General features: G+C 45.6%; 21 protein-coding genes. 1 reads left to right on the top strand and 20 read right to left on the bottom strand.

From position 1 onward, the window contains the following. Positions 1-92: 92 nt before the first annotated feature. From hbs to M1E06_RS09450, 9 genes are all read right to left on the bottom strand, one after another. Positions 93-371 carry a non-specific DNA-binding protein Hbs gene (gene hbs, locus M1E06_RS09490; protein ID WP_003183006.1) on the bottom strand — a complete coding sequence of 93 codons (279 nt, stop codon included), beginning with the start codon at positions 369-371 and terminating at the stop codon, positions 93-95. Between the two features lie 417 nt (positions 372-788). Continuing rightward, positions 789-2,267 carry a stage IV sporulation protein A gene (gene spoIVA, locus M1E06_RS09485; RefSeq protein WP_020451964.1) on the bottom strand — a complete coding sequence of 493 codons (1,479 nt, stop codon included), beginning with the start codon at positions 2,265-2,267 and terminating at the stop codon, positions 789-791. 201 nt (positions 2,268-2,468) lie between these two features. After that, positions 2,469-3,185, bottom strand: a complete 717-nt coding sequence (locus tag M1E06_RS09480; protein WP_020451965.1) for a hypothetical protein — start codon at positions 3,183-3,185, stop codon at positions 2,469-2,471. A gap of 22 nt (positions 3,186-3,207) precedes the next feature. Continuing rightward, the gene (locus M1E06_RS09475) at positions 3,208-3,411 is read right to left on the bottom strand and encodes a DUF2768 domain-containing protein (RefSeq protein ID WP_020451966.1); all 204 of its coding nucleotides are present in this window, start codon (positions 3,409-3,411) and stop codon (positions 3,208-3,210) included. Positions 3,412-3,737: 326 nt separating this feature from the next. Then, on the bottom strand, positions 3,738-4,778 hold the full coding sequence (locus tag M1E06_RS09470) for an NAD(P)H-dependent glycerol-3-phosphate dehydrogenase (RefSeq protein ID WP_020451967.1): 1,041 nt from the start codon (positions 4,776-4,778) through the stop codon (positions 3,738-3,740). A gap of 15 nt (positions 4,779-4,793) precedes the next feature. Beyond that, complete coding sequence (gene der / locus M1E06_RS09465) at positions 4,794-6,104, bottom strand: ribosome biogenesis GTPase Der (RefSeq protein ID WP_020451968.1); 1,311 nt, start codon at positions 6,102-6,104, stop codon at positions 4,794-4,796. A 161-nt stretch (positions 6,105-6,265) separates the two neighbouring features. Continuing rightward, positions 6,266-6,460: a capping complex subunit for YIEGIA gene (locus M1E06_RS09460; RefSeq protein WP_023857457.1), complete on the bottom strand. Its 195-nt coding sequence runs from the start codon at positions 6,458-6,460 to the stop codon at positions 6,266-6,268. Next, on the bottom strand, positions 6,457-7,356 hold the full coding sequence (locus M1E06_RS09455; RefSeq protein ID WP_020451970.1) for a YIEGIA family protein: 900 nt from the start codon (positions 7,354-7,356) through the stop codon (positions 6,457-6,459). Before M1E06_RS09455 ends, M1E06_RS09460 begins: the two co-directional genes overlap by 4 nt. Further along, complete coding sequence (locus tag M1E06_RS09450; protein WP_216904409.1) at positions 7,353-7,955, bottom strand: YphA family membrane protein; 603 nt, start codon at positions 7,953-7,955, stop codon at positions 7,353-7,355. Before M1E06_RS09450 ends, M1E06_RS09455 begins: the two co-directional genes overlap by 4 nt. A 72-nt stretch (positions 7,956-8,027) precedes the next feature. On the opposite strand from M1E06_RS09450, the gene M1E06_RS09445 reads away from it, so the two are divergent. Beyond that, positions 8,028-8,159 (top strand): YpzI family protein, encoded by a 132-nt coding sequence (locus M1E06_RS09445; protein ID WP_003183025.1) that lies wholly within the window; start codon positions 8,028-8,030, stop codon positions 8,157-8,159. A 29-nt stretch (positions 8,160-8,188) separates the two neighbouring features. Here the strand turns inward: M1E06_RS09445 and fni are convergent, their stop codons facing one another. The 11 genes from fni to M1E06_RS09390 all read right to left on the bottom strand — a co-directional run bounded on the left by fni (position 8,189) and on the right by M1E06_RS09390 (position 19,126). Then, on the bottom strand, positions 8,189-9,238 hold the full coding sequence (gene fni / locus M1E06_RS09440; RefSeq protein ID WP_023857459.1) for a type 2 isopentenyl-diphosphate Delta-isomerase: 1,050 nt from the start codon (positions 9,236-9,238) through the stop codon (positions 8,189-8,191). 15 nt (positions 9,239-9,253) lie between these two features. Then, positions 9,254-10,402: a 30S ribosomal protein S1 gene (rpsA, locus tag M1E06_RS09435; RefSeq protein WP_023857460.1), complete on the bottom strand. Its 1,149-nt coding sequence runs from the start codon at positions 10,400-10,402 to the stop codon at positions 9,254-9,256. Between the two features lie 217 nt (positions 10,403-10,619). After that, entirely contained in the window at positions 10,620-11,300 is a 681-nt protein-coding gene (gene cmk / locus M1E06_RS09430) for a (d)CMP kinase (protein ID WP_025811219.1), read from the bottom strand. 80 nt (positions 11,301-11,380) lie between these two features. Beyond that, positions 11,381-11,557 carry a YpfB family protein gene (locus M1E06_RS09425; protein ID WP_023857462.1) on the bottom strand — a complete coding sequence of 59 codons (177 nt, stop codon included), beginning with the start codon at positions 11,555-11,557 and terminating at the stop codon, positions 11,381-11,383. A 162-nt stretch (positions 11,558-11,719) separates the two neighbouring features. Continuing rightward, a complete protein-coding gene (ypeB, locus tag M1E06_RS09420) occupies positions 11,720-13,072 on the bottom strand; it encodes a germination protein YpeB (protein WP_145930218.1) in 1,353 nt (450 codons plus the stop codon). A 16-nt stretch (positions 13,073-13,088) separates the two neighbouring features. Then, the gene (gene sleB, locus M1E06_RS09415; RefSeq protein WP_371268733.1) at positions 13,089-14,006 is read right to left on the bottom strand and encodes a spore cortex-lytic enzyme; all 918 of its coding nucleotides are present in this window, start codon (positions 14,004-14,006) and stop codon (positions 13,089-13,091) included. Positions 14,007-14,191: 185 nt separating this feature from the next. Then, positions 14,192-14,860 carry a glutamic-type intramembrane protease PrsW gene (gene prsW / locus M1E06_RS09410; RefSeq protein WP_023857465.1) on the bottom strand — a complete coding sequence of 223 codons (669 nt, stop codon included), beginning with the start codon at positions 14,858-14,860 and terminating at the stop codon, positions 14,192-14,194. A 79-nt stretch (positions 14,861-14,939) separates the two neighbouring features. Beyond that, entirely contained in the window at positions 14,940-15,908 is a 969-nt protein-coding gene (locus M1E06_RS09405; protein WP_020451978.1) for an asparaginase, read from the bottom strand. Positions 15,909-16,016: 108 nt separating this feature from the next. After that, positions 16,017-16,982 carry a YpdA family putative bacillithiol disulfide reductase gene (locus M1E06_RS09400; protein ID WP_023857466.1) on the bottom strand — a complete coding sequence of 322 codons (966 nt, stop codon included), beginning with the start codon at positions 16,980-16,982 and terminating at the stop codon, positions 16,017-16,019. An 89-nt stretch (positions 16,983-17,071) separates the two neighbouring features. Further along, complete coding sequence (locus M1E06_RS09395) at positions 17,072-18,346, bottom strand: Glu/Leu/Phe/Val family dehydrogenase (RefSeq protein WP_020451980.1); 1,275 nt, start codon at positions 18,344-18,346, stop codon at positions 17,072-17,074. Between the two features lie 195 nt (positions 18,347-18,541). Beyond that, positions 18,542-19,126, bottom strand: coding sequence for a genetic competence negative regulator (locus M1E06_RS09390; protein WP_020451981.1), 585 nt, complete (start codon positions 19,124-19,126; stop codon positions 18,542-18,544). Positions 19,127-19,163 lie beyond the last annotated feature (37 nt).

The following is a 19,163-nucleotide window of genomic DNA, read 5'->3' as shown; positions in this document are numbered from 1 at the left end:
TAAAATTATGAAAAGCCCCTTTGAAAAGGGGCTTTCCTGTGAAGAAACAACATGGTATGTATTACGCGCGAAAACGGCATATATACATACAATTATTTTCCTGCTACAGCGTCTTTAAGCGCTTTACCTGGTTTGAAAGCAGGTACTTTGCTTGCAGGGATTTCGATTTCTTCACCTGTTTGAGGATTGCGTCCTTTACGAGCTGAGCGCTCACGAACCTCAAAGTTACCAAAACCGATCAATTGAATTTTTTCACCGTTTTTAAGTGCATCTAAAATTGTATCAAAAACAGAATCAACTGCTTTAGTAGCGTCTTTTTTAGATAGTTCGCTTGCTTCTGCAACCGCATTGATTAGTTCTGTCTTGTTCATGCCTTTCACCTCCTCCCAAAAGGTATCAAACAATAGATTATCATCATTTCTTCACAGTTCAACCTGTTTCTATACCTGTTTGAACAGAAATTTCAAATAAATATAGAAAAGGCATTTCACGGCTTTCAGTGAAAATTTCACTTTGAGAGGAACGTTTGTCCAGTAAAGTGAAGATTTTCTGTATGTAGATTAACACATCTGAATAACCATATCAAGCATTTTAAAGCGATGATCCCTTATTCGTCAAGGTTTAAGCAGAATGAAACGAACAAATATTCCTGTTTTTCCTTTTTTAATCATAATCTTTCCTATATTTCCAGCCGCTTGCCCCTGCCGTCTCAATCCCTTTCACGGCGCCTGTTCATCCTGTTTCAGGCATGAAAAAAAGACCTCCCGTATGATAAGAGGCCTTCCCTTTTATAAGATGATCGCAATCAAGCCGCCTGATCCTTCATTGATGATGCGCTCGAGCGTCTCCTTCAGCTTATATCTTGCATTTTCAGGCATGAGGGACAGCTTCGCCTGAATCCCTTCTCTGACGATGGAGCTCAGGCTCCTTCCGAAAATGTCGGAATTCCAGATTGACAGCGGATCATCCTCAAAGTCCTGCATTAAATAGCGGACAAGCTCTTCGCTCTGCTTCTCTGTTCCGATGATTGGCGCAAACTCGCTCTCCACATCGACTTTGATCATATGAATCGACGGCGCCACCGCTTTCAGGCGGACTCCGAATCTTGACCCCTGCCTGATGATTTCCGGTTCATCAAGGCTCATATCGGTTAATGCGGGAGCAGCGATTCCATAACCGGTTTGTTTCACCATTTTCAACGCATCTGATACTTGATCATATTCGGTCTTGGCATGGGCAAAATCCTGCATGAGCTGAAGGAGGTGATCCTTTCCTCTGATTTCAACGCCGACGACTTCCCTCAAAATTTCATCGTACAGGTAATCCGGCGCGTACAAATCGATTTCGGCGATCCCCTGGCCCATTTCTATTCCGGCGAGGCTGGCGCGCTCGATAAAATCAAATTCGCTGAAGTGTCCGACGACGCGGTCGACATCTCTCAGTCTTTTAATATCTTTGACGGTTTCTTTAACGGAATCTTGATAGTTTTCCCTGAGCCAATGATTCTCTTTTAATACCATGACCCAGCTCGGAAGATTGACGTTGACTTCGAGTACAGGGAATTCGTAAAGCGCTTCTCTGAGAACGCTCAGAACGTCCGCTTCCCTCATGCTTTCAACGCTCATCGCCAGCACCGGAATGTCGTATTTCTCCATCAGCTCTTGCCTGAGCGCTTCCGTTTCCGGATGGTACGGCCTTACGGAATTGATGACCATGATAAATGGTTTTCCAACCTCTTTTAATTCATCGATCACCCGTTCTTCAGCCTCGATATAATCCTGTCTGGCGATTTCTCCAATCGTGCCGTCAGTCGTAATCACAACACCGATGGTGGAGTGTTCCTGGATGACTTTTCTCGTGCCGATTTCGGCAGCTTCGTGAAACGGAATCGGCTCTTCATACCAAGGAGTGTTGATCATTCTCGGCCCGTTTTCATCCTCGTATCCCTTTGCTCCGGGTACAGTATAGCCGACACAGTCGACAAGCCTTATATTCACATCGAGTCCGTCACTGACATGAACTGACATTGCCTGATTCGGAACAAACTTCGGTTCAGTTGTCATAATGGTTTTGCCAGCGGCACTTTGGGGGAGCTCATCTTGTGCGCGCGCCCGGTCTGCTTCATTGTTGATATTCGGGAGCACCACTAGCTCCATAAATTTTTTAATAAACGTAGATTTTCCTGTACGTACAGCTCCTACGACACCTAAGTATATATCGCCTCCTGTTCGTTCAGCGATATCCTTGAAAATATCGACCTTTTCCAAGTGATCCCCTCCCGGACTTCCAATCCTTTTCAATTTTTTACTTCTTCATCAATCAAAAACAGGACACTATAGTGTATGACGTTGTCCTATTTCAATATGACAGCTTAGGGAAATTTTTTCGGCATGCATGAAAAAACCTTTCTCCTCATTGTATGCTGAGGAGAAAGGTTCATGACTGATACTTGCATTTTGACCGATATTCTATTCGAGAAAAACAGGTTCCTGTTTGTCATTCACTGTATACTTTACCGAAAACGCCGGAACAAAAGGCGTCTCTTTCCACATCAAATCCTGAATTTCCTCACCCGGCTTTACCGTTTTTTTCGACCGCTTTATCAGGTTGGCCAAATCCACTCGGTAATCCACTTGAATGTCGCCTTTTTCATCGACGAGAAGCGGCAGAGAGGTGCCGGAAAGCGGACTCGTGACAGAAGGCGCCTCTTTCAGTCCGAGCTTTTCATGGTCAAGCATGAATAAGTGATTGGATACGACTTTTTTATACGGTGGATACTTGTGCTGATCTTTATACATTTCGACCCGAAGCTTTAGCTCTCTGATCATTTCCGACATTTTTATATCAATGAGCTTGACCGTCGGCTTTTTTTCTACATCGACAAGAACGTACAAGTACTCTCCGCCGCTTTCATAGGAAGTACCCGGCGGCTCAGCCATATACCGGGGGGACAGCCTGTTAAAATCGATAGGGTATTTTTGATAGATTGGAACGCTCATATCCCTTGTCTTAATCGGCAGAAGCCCTCCCGTCGCCTCCCTGAATTCATCAACGGCCGCCTGCACTTCTTTGAGCTGGTGCTGATACGGCACGCTGTTTTTCGCCTTTCTTTCTTCAGGGTACAAACAGCCGCTTAGCATGATTGCGGTCAATACAGTAACAAGCAGTGCGTTTACGATTTTCATATGAATCTTCCTTTTTTATGCTTTATTCGTTGACGGGACCGCTGAAGACGACAAAAAAGACGATCACGCCGGAGATGAGCATACATGTATAGGCGACGAACGACGTGAGCACTTTTAAAAAACGGTTTTTAAATTTATATCTGCTTATGTATATGGCAATCACCGCTAAGAACATCAGGCCCATTGATCCCAAAGCAAACCACATTTTTAACAGACCGACATTCACATTGAAGCCCTCCTTCTACCTTTTCTTGTGATGTAAGCGTTATATTTCATTTTATATAAGAAAAACCAGAAGTTCAACAGCTTTTCCAATATTTCGAAACGGAAAAAACCGCAAAAAAAAACCTGAAGCAAAGAGGGGGGCTTTGCTTCAGGCATAACGATTGTGACTATATAACCCAATTGGTAAGATACAGCTCTTCCAGACTTCGATTCTATTTTATGCAAGTCTTCGGACAAATGTATCCTCTCTTGCCTAAGTCTCCAAAATGTTTCGGTTTTTTTAAAACGAACTTAGAGGAGAGTATAAAGCAGTTGGTGATGAAGTGGTCATTTCATTTGATTTTCAAATGTGTTCACAAGATCTTCCATCTCGTGTGTTTTGACTCTCGCCATCAATGATTCGACTGCCGTCTCAACTTTTTCGCCGTCAAACAATACTTTGTGCAATGCCTCGGTAATCGGCATTTTCACATCAAATTTCTTTGACAGCTGATAAGCGGCTTTTGTCGTGCGGACCCCCTCAACGACCATCCCCATTTCTTCCAGAACTTCATCCAGTTTGAAGCCTTTACCCAGCATATTACCGGCTCGCCAATTTCGTGAATGGACGCTCGTGCAGGTGACGATCAAATCCCCGATTCCTGTAAGCCCCGAGAATGTCAGCGGGTTTCCGCCCATTTTCGTGCCGAGTCGGGCGATCTCTGCCAAGCCCCTTGTAATCAGCGCGGCTTTCGCATTATCTCCGTACCCCAAACCGTCTGTAATGCCCGCGGCAAGCGCAATGACGTTTTTCAGCGCGCCGCCGATCTCTACGCCGATCATATCCGGATTGGTATACACGCGGAAATTCTGATTCATAAACATATCCTGGATCGCCTGTGCCGATTCAATGCTGCTGTCGGCAGATACGGTTACGGTCGTCGGGTGTCTTAAACCGACTTCTTCCGCATGGCTCGGCCCGGAGAGAACGACGATGTCCTCCCTTAATTCAGCCGGAATTTCCTCTTTCATCATTTCAGAAATGCGGAGCAGTGTGTCAGGCTCAATTCCTTTTGAAACATGTACAAAAATCGCCTTTTGGTCGATGAAGGAAACAGCCTGTGCGAGAACTTCGCGGATCGCTTTTGTCGGAACGGCGACGATGATCGTCTTGACATCGGCCACTGCAGCTTCAAGATCTGTTGTGGCATGCACGTTTTCAGAAAGTTTGACACCCGGCAGATAATCTTTGTTTTCATGGTGTTCATTGATTTGCTGAATCAGTTCTTCACGATGGCCCCAAATGCACACATCGTACTGGTTGTCCGCCAAAACGAGCGCCAAGGCTGTTCCCCAGCTTCCGGCTCCCAAAATCGATACTTTTGTCATTTTTACTACACCTCTTTATTTTCTTGCTCTTGCGAAAATCTTGATTGGTGTTCCTTCAAATCCGAAGGCGTCGCGTATCCGGTTTTCCAAAAAGCGTTCGTAAGAAAAATGCATCAGCTCAGGATCATTGACAAATACGACAAATGTCGGCGGCTTCACAGCCACTTGTGTCGCATAATAAATTTTTAAGCGGTTGCCATTATGCGTCGGCGTCGGGTTCATAGCCACTGCATCCATAATGATATCATTAAGAATATTGGTCTGCACCCTCATCGAATGGTTTTCGCTTGCCGTCATGACTGCAGGCATCAGCGTATGGATGCGCTTTTTCGTCAAAGCGGACATAAACAAAACAGGCGCGTAGTCCAAAAATTGAAAGTGATCTCTAACCTTTTCTTCGAATTCTTTCATCGTCCGCTCGTCTTTTTCGACTGCATCCCATTTATTCACGACGATGACGACGGCTTTTCCCGCTTCATGCGCATAGCCGGCAATCCGCTTGTCCTGCTCGATGATGCCTTCTTCGCCGTCCAAGACGACGCAGACGACTTCTGAGCGGTCGATCGCCTTTAAAGCCCGGAGGACGCTGTATTTTTCAGTTGCCTCATACACTTTTCCCTTTTTTCTCATCCCGGCTGTATCAACGATGACAAAGTCTCTTTGATTGTATGTAAACCTCGTGTCAATGGCGTCGCGCGTTGTTCCCGCAATATTGCTGACGATCACGCGCTCTTCTCCAAGCATGGCGTTTACAAGAGAGGATTTTCCGACGTTCGGCCGGCCGATGAGGCAAAATTGAACGACCTCATCCTCATACTTCGTTTCGGGTATGTTTTTAAAATGTTCGCTGACCGCATCAAGCAGATCGCCGAGACCGAGGCCGTGCGTCCCTGAAATCGGGTACGGCTCGCCAAAGCCGAGGGCATAAAAATCGTAAATGTTTGCTCTCATTTCAGGATTATCCACTTTATTAACCGCCAGAACGACGGGTTTTTTTGTACGGTATAAAATTTTTGCCACTTCTTCATCAGCAGCCGTGACGCCTTCGCGGCCGTTCGTCATGAAAATAATCACATCTGCTTCTTCCATGGCGATCTCGGCCTGATGGCGAATCTGCGCCAAAAACGGCTCATCGCCGACTTCGATTCCGCCTGTATCAATCAGGTTGAAGTCGTGATTCAGCCACTCGGCAGAGCTGTATATCCGATCCCGCGTCACGCCAGGTGTATCTTCCACAATCGAAATTCTTTCGCCAGCGATCCTGTTAAAGATCGTGGACTTCCCCACATTGGGCCTTCCAACTATGGCTACGACAGGTTTTCCCATAGTACCCTTCCTTTCAATTCAGTAAAGCTTTTCCATCTTTAAATGAATCATCATTTATTTCTCTTTTCAAAAAATCAGTTTGAAGAAAGAAACCCTTCTTATTCCATGAGAAGGGCTTAACTCATATATTATATCAATTTCTAAAAAGATCACAACTGTAATTAAAAATGTTTCACAATCAAATAAAGGTCATCTCCTATTCCGTGGGCGATTCCGTCGAGAATGGCTTCAAGGTTTTTCGCGTACGTGTTCATTTCCTCGGGGGTGTCGCAGAAAAATGCAGCCGTCCCTCCGATCACTCGCTCTCGCCTTGTTGTGACGACGGCGAGGATGAATTTTTCGATTGATTCGCTCATTTTATCACCTTGCTGTGCTTTTCTTTAATAAATTCCATCGGTACGCGAATGGCGTTTTCCAGCGTCGGAACATCGCCGATGACCCTGATCGCCGTCTCCTTGTCCTTGATGACCGGAAGGACAAAAACCGCGACCCGCCCGTCATTCAAATCCCTTTTCGCCAGCGGCGAAAGAGAGGGTTCTCCGGAGTCTCGATACACGCCGAGCACATTGGAAACGTCGAATAAAATCGCTTGCCTTTGCCCGAGATTGGCAATGGTTACTGCGGAATTAAAATTTTTCGGTTTTAAAATAAAACCCATGCCGTGTTCCAAAATCAGCTTCTGTTTTTCAGGAAGCCCGATATTCATAATGTAAATATTGTCGACATAAAGGCCGGCTCCTTCAAAATGAGGCTTTTTATACTCTATATCGACGATGTCCTTAATAAAGCTTCCGGACATTAAGATCCTGCCCGAGATAAAACAGATGAAAGCTGCAGCAAGGCCTGCCCATACCGATGAAAACAGAATATATGCGAGGGTCGTCAGGAGCGATGTGAAAATGACAATGTAATTTCTGCTTTCAAAGGCGATCGCAATTCCTTCGATATACGTGCTGCCTCTTGAAACAAGTTCATAGCCGTCAAGCTGCGTCAATGTTTCGCGTTCCATATTCCGGACATCCCTGAATTGGGTTGCAGCCAGCGTTAAAAACGTAATCGCTGTATAATCCGATTTTAAGATCGACGGAATAATGATCGCTCCAATGCTGGCAGCGATCAAAGCCAGCGCAATATGTATCGTTTTCCCATGAAGATATGTAGGGTACTGGCGGTAGTCGGTTCGGAGCATGTACACTCTGACAACAATACCGGCGATAATTCCCAAGATGATCGGATAAGTATATTGGCTCATGACATTTTTGCTGCTCCTTTATTCAATCGCTTCCATTTGTGATAGAACTGATGCATCAGACGTTCATACTGGGAGATTCCGTAAACGAGAACGATCCCCGCAGCGCACATTGACAGCCATGAATAACCGCCGGCTGCAATGTCTCCATAAAGCTTTCTGATGACGAATGTATACAAGAGCTCCCCCTGGCACGCACCGAGCACAAACATCCCGAGACGGGCGGCGAAGCTTCTTTCAAAAGCCGTCGTCATGATGACAAACAGAATGATGGTCAGCCATTCAGGCTTTAGGATAAACCAAACAGGGTCATATAATGCAAACAGAAACAAAAAACCGTAGGCGGACACCATCGACAAATGAAGCAGGAGCCGCTTGACGCTTTCATGAAGCCTTAAATAACCGCACAGCATGAAAGCTCCTATATAAAACGACAAATAGGCGGCATTAAAATGCAGAAAGAGCTGAATCTGATACATACTTAACATGATGTTGAGCAGAATAAATGCTGACGCATAAAAGCGAAAGCTGTTTTTCTCAAGAATAAAAGTCGTTAACACCCATAAAAACCACATTGACCAATAATAATAGAATTCTTCCATATGTTTTCGTCCTCCATTTTCAGTATGGAGTGACTTGAGATTTTTTAAACGTGCGATAAGGAGGGAACAGCGTTGGGAAAAGACAGGCAGGAAAAGAAGCTGAAACAGCAGAAGCGAACCGAATCCGACCGTGACCAGTCCATCAGCTACAATGGGGCCGCCTCTCTCGAAAGTGCGGAGGACGCACGGAAGCGAAACCCGTAAAAAAACCGGCTCATGAGAAGCCGGTTTTTTTAGCGCTTGCTGTAAACAAAGGGGTCAACACCCCTCGCTTTCAGCCAATGATATGTATCGCCCTTGATGACGAGCGGTGCTTTTTTCAACTGTTCAATCGTCCGGCACCCCAAGACGGTCATGATCCTTTTTAAATCTTCGATCAGGCTCTCGATTTCGGCGGCTAACGCCTCTTCTCCCGAAGCTGTCAGCACTTGGAGAAAATAGCCCGCCATCCCCGCCGCAGACGCACCCAGCGCTATCGATTTGGCCAGATCAAGGGCATCTTGAATGCCTCCGGATGCGATAATCGGCTGATCGCCGAACAGAGAGCTGACTTCGGCCAGGCTGGCTGCTGTCGATATGCCCCATTGATCGAAAAACTGAACCGCTTTATCTCTGCGCAAATTTTCGATTTTCGAAAAATTCGTTCCTCCGAAACCGCCGACATCGACCGCCTGGACCCCGGCGTTAAAAAGCCGGGCCGCGGTGTCCCTACTCATGCCAAAGCCCACTTCTTTTACGGCGACCGGTACGCTGACATTTCGGCAGATGTCTTCAATCCGGTGCAGGCGACCTGTAAAGCTGCGGTCGCCTTCAGGCATGACAATTTCCTGAATCACATTGAGGTGAATTTGAAGCATGTCGGCTTCAATCATGTCGACCGCCCGTTTGGCCTGATCCACCGTCGCTTCGCTCCCCAAATTGGCGAATACAAGACCCTTCTGATTTTCTTTTCTGACGATCTCGTATGAAGGACGTTCATCAGGGTCTTTCAAAGCGGACATTTGCGAGCCGACAGCGACCGGTATGCCCGTTTGTGCAGCCGCCCTCGCCAAAGCCCTGTTGATCTCAAACGTCGCCTTCCCGCCCCCGCCTGTCATCGCATTGATAAAAATAGGCGAACTTAAAAACAGTTCGCCTATTTTGGTTGAAGTATCAACTTGTGACAATTCCGTTTCCGGAAGGCTGACGTGAACAAACGTAATATCATCAAGCCCGGTCTGACGTTTCTGTCCGGTGGACAAGGCATGATCAATGTGTTCTTTTTTTCTTTTTGCTCGCGTCACCATCATCACCAAATTTTACTTTAATTTATTCAGTTTGTCTCCGATCATTTCACCAAGCTGGAATCCTGAAGACTCTTCCTTCGCCTGGTATTGACGGTAATCTTCCTGCTCTGCTTTATCGGTGTTTTCTTCAAGCTCTTTCATGCTTAAAGAAATGCGCTCTTCCTCTTCGTTGACGTCAAGAACTTTCACTTTAACGTCCTGGCCTTCCTCAAGGACTTCATGAGGTGTTCCAATGTGTTTGTTCGAGATTTGCGAAATGTGGACGAGGCCTTCAACTCCAGGCAGCACTTCGACAAACGCACCGAAGCTCACCAAGCGCTGGACTTTTCCGTCCAATACGTCTCCAGGCTTCACTTTTTCGCCGATGTTGGACCAAGGCCCAGGAAGCGTTTCTTTGATTGATAGCGAAATTCGCTCATTGTCGCGGTCGACGGACAGCACTTTGACTTTGACATCCTGGCCTTCTTCGACTACGTCTGACGGTTTTTCAACGTGTGAATGCGACAGCTGGGAGATGTGAACAAGACCGTCAATGCCGCCGATGTCAACGAAAGCACCGAAATCTGTCAGGCGCTGCACTTTTCCTTCAAGTACCTGTCCGGCTTCCAGCGTTTGAAGAAAATCCTGCTTTCTTTCCGACTGCTCTTTTTCAACAACCGCACGGTGTGATAAAATCACGCGGTTTTTATCTCTGTCAAGCTCAACGACGATTAAAGTAAGCGTCTTTCCTTTATAATCTGTAAAATCTTCAACAAAATGCGCCTCTACAAGCGATGCGGGAATGAATCCGCGCACGCCGATATCGACGACCAGACCGCCTTTGACGACGTCTTTTACTTCGGCTTCAAACACTTCTTTTGACTCAAACTTTTTCTCTAGGTCTTCCCAAGCGCGGTCTGCATCAACAGCACGTTTTGATAAAATCAATGCATCGTCTTCCACTTTTGTCACTTTTAATTCAAGCTCATCGTCTACATTGACGACATCTGATGCTTTTTCAACATGAAGACTTGATAATTCACTGATTGGGATAATTCCGGTTTGCTTGCAGTTGGGGATGTCAACATCGACATGCTTGTCCTCAACTTTCGTTACAATACCTTTCACCACATCTCCAACCTCTGGTACTTGAACATCAATTTGATTCATTTCCTCTGTCATTTCAATAACCTCCTTGGTCCAAACCTACACAGCTTTTGTAAAAACGGTTATTCCAGACGAATTGATATCCGATCCGGACAGCCGATATGTATTAAAGAACCATTCAAAAATGGATATTTGAATGTTCTAAAACATGATTTATTATTACTAACTTCTAATAAAAGCCTGTGTTTGTCAAGTCAAAACATGCAGACAATAAGTAATTTGCCCGGATTTTTTATTTTTGAGCCTTTTTGTCTACAACCTGCAGGATTTTTTCGGCCACCTCATCGATCGTCAGTGAAGTCGTATCGATTTCAAGCGCATCGTCCGCTTTTTTCAACGGCGAAATCTCGCGCTCTGAATCGAGTTTGTCACGGCGCCTGATTTCTTCTGCAAGCGTTTCATAGTTTACATTGTACCCTTTTTTGACGTTTTCTTCAAAGCGGCGTTTTGCCCGCTCTTCAACGGACGCCAAAAGAAATATTTTCACTTCCGCATTCGGGAGAACGTGGGTACCGATGTCGCGGCCGTCCATGACGACGCCGCCTTTTTCAGCCAGCTGCTGCTGCCTTTTCGTCATTTCTTCGCGGATCCCGGCGTATTTGGCGACGATTGAAACCTGGTTGCTCACGTCATCCGTGCGGATCGCCTCTGTTACATCTTCGCCTGCGATATAAACCTTTTGCTCCCCTTCAGGCGAAACCGTGAGATCGATGGCAGATTCTTTTAACAAGGCCGTCAACGCCGCTTCGTCGTTTAAATCGACGCCCTTTTTCAGCGCTAAATACGTAATCGCCCTGTACATGGCACCCGTATCGATATAAATATACGACTTTTTTCCGGCCACGATTTTAGCCACGGTGCTTTTTCCGGCTGCCGCAGGGCCGTCTATTGCAATGCATAATTTCTTTTCCATAATTCCTCTCCTTGCTATCTGGTACTCCTTATAGGATTGTATCATGTATCAGGCGAAAAAGGGGAGATTTTAGCGTGAATTTACGGCTTAAATGTCTCGATCCATTCGCCGATTTTCATGTTGTTCACGCCTTCATACTGCACAACTTTTGACAGATAAGGCTCAGCCTTGGAGAAATGAAAAAGAAGCTGCACGCTGATTAATATGACCGCCTGTACGACAAGAATCTTAAATAATAACCGTTCAATTGTTTTCATAACATTCCTCCGCTGCCCGGAAAGTTTATGGCACCGGGCATGTTCAATTTTCACCGGCGGACGTTCCGCCCATACGTTCAGTATGGAAATGTTTAGGACGAATTATTCCGAATGCTAAAAAGGAAAAGGCATGTATCCGCCTTTTCCCTCTGATCTATCGTTTTACAAATCGTTATATATCGGTTCTGCACTTTTCATTTTTTGGACCTTCTCTTCCGTGCCGTCTTTGGTATTGATAAACATGCGGAATGTATCGTTTTCAATCGTGCCGAGAATTTCGTAGCAGAGCACTTCTTGTGAAAGCTCGTTTGTGACTAAAGCAAGGCGCGTCTCCTGAACCTTTACGTTGGGATTCAGGCTTGCTTTCGCTTTTTCAAGCGTTAATTTCGGCTTCGGCAAGTCTCTTTTTTTATGGGAGATTAAGAAATCCTTTGCATTAAATCCGGTAATTTCGCCGTCGTCAAGCGCGACCTTGATGCGGATGCTGTCCGGATAGAGCCAGACGCCGTCCTGGACCGGAACAAACGAAAATACGCCGACGCCGTCGTATTGCGAGCTTTCATCCATCTTCAGGTCTTCGGTTTTATAGCCGTTTTTTTTCAAAAATTGAAGGGCTTTGTTTGACGCGTCGTTCAGGCTGATTTTTTCATCTTTAATTTTTTTGTTTTGGATCAGATAAACCGGATATCCGCCTTTTTCGGTAATGTCCATATAAATATCCGCTTTTTGATCAGGGTCCTGCATGCTGATGCTGTATACATCCCTGTTCGTTTTCTTGCCGCTTTTCGACACTTTGATATTGTAATTTTTGTCCTGAGCGAATTTTTGGGCAATCTTGCGCGCTTCTTTTTCGGTTATTCTCTTGCCTTTTAAATGGTCGTACCCTTGCTGCTCTTTTTTCGTGTTCGTCATCTCTGTCGCGCTTAAATCCGTATCAGAAAACGCACTTGCGCTTTTTTCAACGGTTTTAAATCCATTAATGATCGTATTGTCGCTTTGTTTTTGGCCGGACGCGAGCGCAAGCTCTACATCCATCCATCTCAGATTTTTGTCTATAATCAAATGCTGGACATTACGCAATTCATTTTGTATATCCTTTGAATTTTCATATAGCTGATTTAAAGAAGCGTACTCTTTTTTATTAAGCGGCTCTTTGTCAAGGTCGCGCACGGCTGCTTTGTAGCTGAAATCTCCGACCTTTGCCAAAAATTCTTCTGTCTTGTTAAACGGCATTAAGGTCAGCGGCAGCTGGCTGACATTGTTATGCGCTTCAGAAGTCGTCTTCCATACTTCCGCCAAGGCGGGAGACAGGGTTTTTTTGCTGTTCATCGCAAGTGTGCTCCCGATTTTGTCATGCAGCTGATCCACCTGATAAGTTAAATCGTGAAATGCCCTTTGATAGTTGTTTTCGGCATGAAGCAAAACGGCGTCTTTCTCCTGATGTTCCTTATAGCCCCAATAGCTTGTTCCGACGATGGCGACACCTAAAAGGGCGATTAAAATTCCTCTGATCATTTATAGCACCTCGCTTTTATTCACAGAAAATGTGTTTACCGATCCTTTTAATTTGTGGTCTGCCCCAAATCCATGAGCTAGTGGCCGTGTCAGGGTTAAAGTAGTAAGTCGCATTTTCTGACGGATCCCAGCCATTGATGGCGTCAAGAACGGCTTTTTTCGCCGTTTCATCCGGGGTCATGTAAATCTGTCCATCCGCGACAGCTGTAAATGCAAGCGGTTCAAAGATAACACCAGCCACCGTGTTCGGGAAGGTAGGGCTGTCGAGCCTGTTTAAAATAACGGCTGCAACAGCAACCTGGCCGTCATACGGTTCTCCGCGCGCTTCACCGTAAACCGCTTGGGCCAACAGATTAATGTCGTTGTTCGAGAAACCGCCCGGCATGTTGGCTGCAACGGCATCCTGTTTTTTAGGCGCCTGCTGTTTAGGTGCAGCCTTTGGCTGCGCTTGTTTTTTCGGCTGTGCAGGAGCGGCCTGCTGCTTTTGCTGCGGCTGCTTTTGGGCAGTGCCCTGCTGCTGTGCGCCCTGCTGCTGTCTTGCTTCCGCCTTTTTTCTCGCCTGCTGCTGCACTTCTTTTGAAGGCTTCGTCTGATACTTTAGCGGCAGTCCGCCGTAATGTGTAAATTGGTTTCCTTTTCGAAGTTGTCTGTGCACGTAGTCGCTGTAATATTTAGTATGATTGATTAAAAATCGTTTTGTTTTCGGCCCGACCAGGCCGTCTGTATCCTTTAAGCCGAACTGATTTTGGAAATTGCGGACGGCCCAGTATGTCGCCCATCCGTATACTCCGTCAATTCTGCCATTGTAATAGCCGTTGTATTGAAGCCTTGCCTGCAGTTCAATCACATCATCCCCTGTCGCCCCCCGCTGTATTACCTGTTCAGAAAAGGCAGCGCTTTTTTGACTGAATGGAAGTGAAAGACTGGTTGCCATAATGGTACATAAAATGACATTCAAACAAAAAGAACCTTTCGACTTCATGTTTTAAGCCTCCTCCAGCATTTTTGTACCCATATCTTTTGTAGAGAGGCAGATTTTATACACGCTTTCCTTTCTGTTTCAACTTTAGGTAAATATGCCGGACAGAAAATGAAAAAAACCGCCTATGCTCGAGGCGGCTATTGCTGAAGAGACTGCCCGCCGGCTTTGACGGAACGGGCTTTTTTTGCTTTGCGCAAGCCGAACCACCAAAGAAACGCCATAAAGGGCAGCATAAAATAAATCCAGTTTTTTAAGGCAAGCAGAATATAATCGTAGAGACCGTGAAGCAAAGCCGGAATAAAAAGCGAGCAGAACAGCCATTTCATCTTTGTTTTACTTGAGGAAAAACGGGCTTTGCCGATGTAAAAGCCCATGATCACTCCGAATAAGGCATGGCTGGAAACCGGAAGCAAAGCGCGCATAAAAGCGTACTCCACCCCGTTCCCGATGAGATACAATATATTTTCAAGCGTCGCAAACCCCAATGAAAGGCTTGTCCCGTATACGATCCCGTCATAGTGTTCATCAAAATCGATATGCTGAAAAGCGCTGACCATCAGCAAAAACCATTTTAAAAATTCTTCCAAAAAGCCGGAAGTTAAAAATGAAACGACAAAACTGCCCTCAGAAATGTGTTCTTTTTCCAATACATACTGGATAAACATCGTCGGAAAAACGAGCAAGACCCCCAGTATAAAAAGGCGGATGACCATATGAATGGGCTCGGATTCATATTTTTCCTTTAAGTAAAAATACATTAACAGTGCGATTCCGGGAGCTAAGCCTGCTGAGATAATTCCGAACATGAGGAAACCTCTTTCCTTTTCATCTCATTCTATCCTACCATGATTCTGATTGTTTTGAAATTGAAAAAGAACGGGCCGCCTAGTAGCAGAATTTGTCTTTTATACCTTCTTCATAGCTTGCAAGAAGGACGGCCAGTTTCATTCTCGCTTTTTTGCTGTCATAATCCTTGCCTAAGATGACCCCTTTTTTTGCGAGGTCATAGCTGCTGCCCGCATAGTCATAGGTCGTATACACTTCGCCTTCCTCTGCGCTCGTCGTGATGACGATATAAACGCCCTGATGTAAAGCTTGCTCAATATCGCCCACCATATTCGGCGGTACCTGTCCCCTTCCGACTCCTTCAAGGACGATCCCTGCTGCACCCTCGCGGACAGCGGCTCTGATAAACTTGCCGTCTCCATCCAGATAGCATTTGACGATATCCACTTCAGGAAGCGGTCTTTGCAGCTGATGAACATCCCGCTTTAAGGGCTTTTGATAAACGTATACTTTATCATTGTCAATAATCCCTAAGTAACCGAAGCCGAATACGTCAAAACCCTGCAGGTTCGAAGCGTGCACTTTTTTAACGTAGCGCGCGTTGAAGATCCTCTCGTTAAAAACAACGACCGTGCCGGCTCCTTTTATATCTGGGCTGCACGCTGTATAAACGGCGTGTCTGATATTTGTATATGCATCTGTTCCTTGCTGCTCGGGGGCTCGTTGTGAGCCTGTGACAACGACCGGCCTCTCATCCTGCAAGGTTAAATCTAAAAAATAAGCGGTTTCTTCAAGCGTGTCCGTACCATGCGTCACAACCACGCCGTCATAGCTGCCGTCCTGAAAAACGCGTTCGACGGTTTGTTTGAGTTCTAGTAAATGCTGAAATGTAATATGCATACTCGGAAGCTGAAACGCCGGATAGACATCGATCTGGACATCTTCCGGCAGGCTGCACATTTCGGCTAATTCAGGACCGCTGATCGCCCCTGCCGCAAGCCTGCCGCTTTCGGTTTTCCGGCTGGCGATCGTTCCTCCTGTTGTAATAAGAGCTACTTTCTTTTTCATGTCAGGCTGCCCCTTTTCATGTTGATCTGTGTGCCGATAAAAAAAGAGAGCACATCTATATATAGAATATGCTCTCTTTTGCCTGATACAAATCATAAAATATTGGTTTTATATTCGTTTAGCAATTTCAGCTGCAATTAAGCCGCCGTGAAAACGTCCGTTTTCAATGAAGATTTCATTTGCGTTGTTCCCGGCCGCAATAACGCCGGCGATGAAGATGCCTTCTTCGTTCGTCTCCATCGTTTCTTCATTAAAGGAAGGACGGCCCGACTCCGCGTCAATTTCGACTCCCATTTTTTGAAGGAAGCCGTGATCAGGGTGATAGCCTGTCATCGCGAATACAAAATCATTTTTGATCTTGGTCTCTTTTCCGTCGACAGAAAAAATCAGCTCTTCTTCCGTAATTTCTTTGACGACCGCCCGGAATTCCATTCTGATTTTTCCGTGCTTGACAAGCGAAAGGAATTCGGGAAGGATCCATGGTTTGATGCTGGAGGAATATTCGTTCCCTCTGTACAGAACGGTCACTCTTGCGCCCGCTTTAACGAGCTCCATCGCCGCGTCGACGCTTGAGTTTTTCCCGCCGATAACCGCAACATCTTTATCAAAATACGGATGAGCCTCTTTAAAATAATGGAATACTTTCGGAAGGTCTTCTCCCGGGACGTTCATATAGTTCGGGTTGTCATAATATCCCGTTGCGATCACGCAAAATGACGACAAATACGTATCCTTTGATGTTTCCACGACAAATTGGTTATTTTCTGTTTTTGTGACGGATTGAACTTTCTCAAACGCGTTGATCCGCAAATTTTTCCGCTTGGCGACTTCCCTGTAATAAGAAAGCGCCTGATTTCTGACCGGCTTGTGATTTTCGGTAATAAAAGCGACATCGCCAATTTCAAGTTTTTCGCTTGAGCTGAAAAAGGTTTGGTGTGTAGGATATTGATAAATGCTGTTGACGATGTTTCCTTTTTCAATGACGAGTGCATCTATTCCGATCTCTTGCATGTGAATAGCTGCTGAAAGCCCGCAGGGGCCACCGCCGATAATGATCACTTTTTCTTCTTTCATGTTCCGTTCATCTCCTGTCATATCGGGCAAATCAAAAAATCTCCTATTTTATGATAGGAGATTTTTTGGGTTGTTGCAAATGTTTGAACCTATATCCAGCCTCTGAAGCGGGATGCTTCCGCCATCTTGCGGACGCCCACCATATAGGCTGCAAGCCGCATGTCGATTCTGCGGTTGTGCGCCATTTCGTAAATATTGTTGAACGACTTGACCATCATTTTTTCCAAACGTTCTTCAACTTCTTCTTCAGTCCAGTAGAATCCCTGGTTGTTTTGCACCCACTCAAAATACGATACGGTTACACCGCCGGCGCTTGCCAGCACGTCCGGTACAAGAAGAATGCCGCGGTCGGAAAGAATTTTCGTCGCTTCGAGCGTCGTCGGGCCGTTGGCTGCTTCGACAACGATTTTCGCCTTGATGTTATGGGCGTTTTCCGCGGTAATTTGATTTTCTATTGCAGCCGGCACCAGAATGTCGCATTCCAGTTCCAGCAGTTCTTTGTTTGTAATGGTGTCATTAAACAGCTTTGTGACCGTTCCAAAGCTGTCCCGGCGGTCAAGCAGGTAATCGATGTCAAGCCCTTCAGGATCATACAGGCCGCCGTATGCATCAGAAATGCCGACAACTTTTGCACCCGCGTCATACATGAATTTCGCAAGGTAGCTTCCCGCATTTCCGAACCCCTGCACGACGACAGAAGCTCCCTCAATGTCGATGTCTTTCTTTTTCGCCGCCTCTTTAATGCAGATTGTAACCCCTTTTGCTGTCGCAGATTCTCTGCCGTGAGAACCACCTAAAACGAGCGGTTTGCCGGTAATGAAGCCCGGCGAGTTGAATTCGTCGATTCTTGAATATTCGTCCATCATCCATGCCATGATTTGAGAATTGGTAAATACATCGGGAGCCGGCACGTCTTTTGTCGGTCCGACAATTTGGCTGATCGCCCGGACGTACCCTCTGCTTAAACGTTCCAGTTCAGGAAAGGACATATCCCGCGGATCACAGATGATCCCGCCCTTTCCGCCTCCATATGGAAGGTCGATGATGCCGCATTTCAGACTCATCCAAATAGAAAGCGCTTTAACTTCTTTTTCTGTAACTCCCGGATGAAAACGGATGCCGCCTTTTGTCGGCCCTACTGCATCATTGTGCTGGGCTCGGTAGCCCGTGAAAATCTTAACAGATCCATCGTCCATGCGAACCGGAATTTTCACCGTTAAAAAACGGATCGGTTCTTTTAGTAATTCATACACCTCTTCAGGATACCCCAATTTTTCAAGCGCCTTATGTATCACCGTTTGCGTTGATTTCAAAACGTCATGTGTGTTTTCTTCAGTATGACCGGTGTTTTGATCGGCTACCATTATAAGTTAACCTCCTAAAGTCTTTCTGGCATGTTGTCCTTTCAGAGAATAGTATACACCCTTGCACTAATCATGCAAAGAACAATCAACCATTTTTCGTGAAAATATTCGAGAAAAATCTTTTTTGTTATATTCTTAATTTCGGCAGAAAAAAACTGCTGTTTAACACAGCAGAATATCTTTTTTGAATGCGGGCTATTTGAAATATGTCTGAATGGTCTGAACGGCATTGTTTTCCATGATTTTCTTTCCGTATTCCTGAAGCCTGTAAATCGTTAAAGTCGTCGGATTCCCATATTCGGCTAAAATCGAAATCACGCCGTCAGCCTCATGGGAGTCAAAATCGTCGAGACTTAAGAAATACCTGTCTTCATAGTGGTAGACTGTCCCGCCTTGAATACCGATGCGGTCCAGGTTTTTGGAAAGTTCAATCAGATGCTCAAACGTTTGAAATTCATATATAATGTCAACACTTTCGCCAAGTTTGACTTGCATTTCAATATAGTCCTCATCATACTCATTATCGTCTTCATCTGTTTCTTGATTTTTTGTGACAATGATGACCATTCCTTGTGCTTGAAGAGAATACACTTCAACAGCGATTGGGCCATTCGCTTCGAACCCGAGCTCTGTATTCGCTTCGTTCATCATGTCTTTAAACAGCTGCTGAACTTTAAATGAGTCTTTCCAAAGGTCTTCTTTCGTCAGCCCCCGGTCTGTCAGATCGTCAAGTGTCAGAAAGATTTTGATCTTATTATAATTTAGACGCTCAAGCCGCATAACGTTCCCTCCTGCCTCTTCTTGCACACATCATATA

The organism is Bacillus sp. AK124 (assembly GCF_053903085.1).
Note: the sequence above shows the minus strand (reverse complement) of the source record. Positions and strands in the feature narration are given on the sequence as shown.

Bases quoted from the DNA above. Each gene is read 5' to 3' on its own strand.
- hbs (WP_003183006.1), bottom strand. From the start codon at position 371: ATGAACAAGACAGAACTAATCAATGCGGTTGCAGAAGCAAGCGAACTA.
- M1E06_RS09480 (WP_020451965.1), bottom strand. From the start codon at position 3,185: ATGAAAATCGTAAACGCACTGCTTGTTACTGTATTGACCGCAATCATG.
- M1E06_RS09470 (WP_020451967.1), bottom strand. From the start codon at position 4,778: ATGACAAAAGTATCGATTTTGGGAGCCGGAAGCTGGGGAACAGCCTTG.
- der (WP_020451968.1), bottom strand. From the start codon at position 6,104: ATGGGAAAACCTGTCGTAGCCATAGTTGGAAGGCCCAATGTGGGGAAG.
- M1E06_RS09460 (WP_023857457.1), bottom strand. From the start codon at position 6,460: ATGAGCGAATCAATCGAAAAATTCATCCTCGCCGTCGTCACAACAAGG.
- M1E06_RS09455 (WP_020451970.1), bottom strand. From the start codon at position 7,356: ATGAGCCAATATACTTATCCGATCATCTTGGGAATTATCGCCGGTATT.
- M1E06_RS09450 (WP_216904409.1), bottom strand. From the start codon at position 7,955: ATGGAAGAATTCTATTATTATTGGTCAATGTGGTTTTTATGGGTGTTA.
- rpsA (WP_023857460.1), bottom strand. From the start codon at position 10,402: ATGACAGAGGAAATGAATCAAATTGATGTTCAAGTACCAGAGGTTGGA.
- cmk (WP_025811219.1), bottom strand. From the start codon at position 11,300: ATGGAAAAGAAATTATGCATTGCAATAGACGGCCCTGCGGCAGCCGGA.
- M1E06_RS09425 (WP_023857462.1), bottom strand. From the start codon at position 11,557: ATGAAAACAATTGAACGGTTATTATTTAAGATTCTTGTCGTACAGGCG.
- ypeB (WP_145930218.1), bottom strand. From the start codon at position 13,072: ATGATCAGAGGAATTTTAATCGCCCTTTTAGGTGTCGCCATCGTCGGA.
- sleB (WP_371268733.1), bottom strand. From the start codon at position 14,006: ATGGCAACCAGTCTTTCACTTCCATTCAGTCAAAAAAGCGCTGCCTTT.
- prsW (WP_023857465.1), bottom strand. From the start codon at position 14,860: ATGTTCGGAATTATCTCAGCAGGCTTAGCTCCCGGAATCGCACTGTTA.
- M1E06_RS09405 (WP_020451978.1), bottom strand. From the start codon at position 15,908: ATGAAAAAGAAAGTAGCTCTTATTACAACAGGAGGAACGATCGCCAGC.
- M1E06_RS09400 (WP_023857466.1), bottom strand. From the start codon at position 16,982: ATGAAAGAAGAAAAAGTGATCATTATCGGCGGTGGCCCCTGCGGGCTT.
- M1E06_RS09395 (WP_020451980.1), bottom strand. From the start codon at position 18,346: ATGGTAGCCGATCAAAACACCGGTCATACTGAAGAAAACACACATGAC.
- M1E06_RS09390 (WP_020451981.1), bottom strand. From the start codon at position 19,126: ATGCGGCTTGAGCGTCTAAATTATAATAAGATCAAAATCTTTCTGACA.